The organism is Thiohalocapsa halophila (assembly GCF_016583825.1).
Taxonomy (GTDB): domain Bacteria; phylum Pseudomonadota; class Gammaproteobacteria; order Chromatiales; family Chromatiaceae; genus Thiohalocapsa; species Thiohalocapsa halophila.
This window is the reverse complement of record NZ_NRRV01000227.1, coordinates 1-916: the sequence shown is the minus strand read 5'-3', so window position 1 is coordinate 916 and position 916 is coordinate 1. Positions and strand designations below refer to the sequence as shown.

The following is a 916-nucleotide window of genomic DNA, read 5'->3' as shown; positions in this document are numbered from 1 at the left end:
TTGATATCTTCGATGTGCTCGGCACTCAGGTTGCTGACCGGGATGCTGCTGGAATCCGGAATCATGGGCTTTGGATCGATATCTGAGAAACTGCGCGAAGTATCTCACATATCGGTATATTCCAAAGCGGAAATCACCTTAGTGCCGCAACCCGCTGAACATGAGGGAGACGGAAAACCACGTTTTCCGGTTCCGCCCGATTTGAGGATGCTCCATGCTCCTTTCCCATCTTTCCCATTTGATAACAGATATTTACGCTGGACTGGTCTAGACTTCAATCCAGTGCGAGCCTAGCGGCGGCACGCAACCGAAGGGCGGTAAGCGGCAGCGTCAGGACAGCTAGGCGCCCCGGATGACAGCCCGAGCGACACACCGATCCACATCCACACCCAGCCGTCGCACTCCCTTCGCCTCGGCCCACTCGTACGGACGCGCTGAGCCTCTGCAGCTCGACTGCCAGCCGCAGCGATGCCCGGCAGCTTGACGGTGACCTCAGGCGGGTCACCGTCGTCGCCGTGGTCAGTCTGAGCACCCTCACTGTGCCCCACGCAAGGCTTCCGTCGGCGAACCCGTACGCCTGTCCAATGCGGACGTTGACCAGGGTGTCGCCGAGCGGCAGAGATCGGCCAATTCCGGACATTGACGCACCCAGCTCAGGAGGGCAGGATTCGGCCAAAGGGCGGAGGTAACCAGACCTGTGCTGCGACCGCACGGGATGTCACCACCTGCGACGATCCGGGCGATCCCCATCGGTCCGCGGGTGTCCCGCACTTATGGGTAACCTGCCCTTACTAACCGTCCATTAAGTAATGTCAGGCCGCAGCGTGGGCATCGAGGATATAGCGGCAGTGCGGATGGCGGAAGAAACCGGCAACCACCTTGGGCAATGCGCACAGGCGCTCCAGCGCCCGCACTG

1 protein-coding gene is annotated in these 916 nt (G+C 60.7%); it reads left to right on the top strand.

The annotated features are described in order from the left end of the window. A partial coding sequence (locus CKO31_RS26595; RefSeq protein WP_207148132.1) for a hypothetical protein occupies nucleotides 1-294 on the top strand: 294 nt, incomplete at its 5' end. Between the last annotated feature and the right edge of the window lie 622 nt (nucleotides 295-916).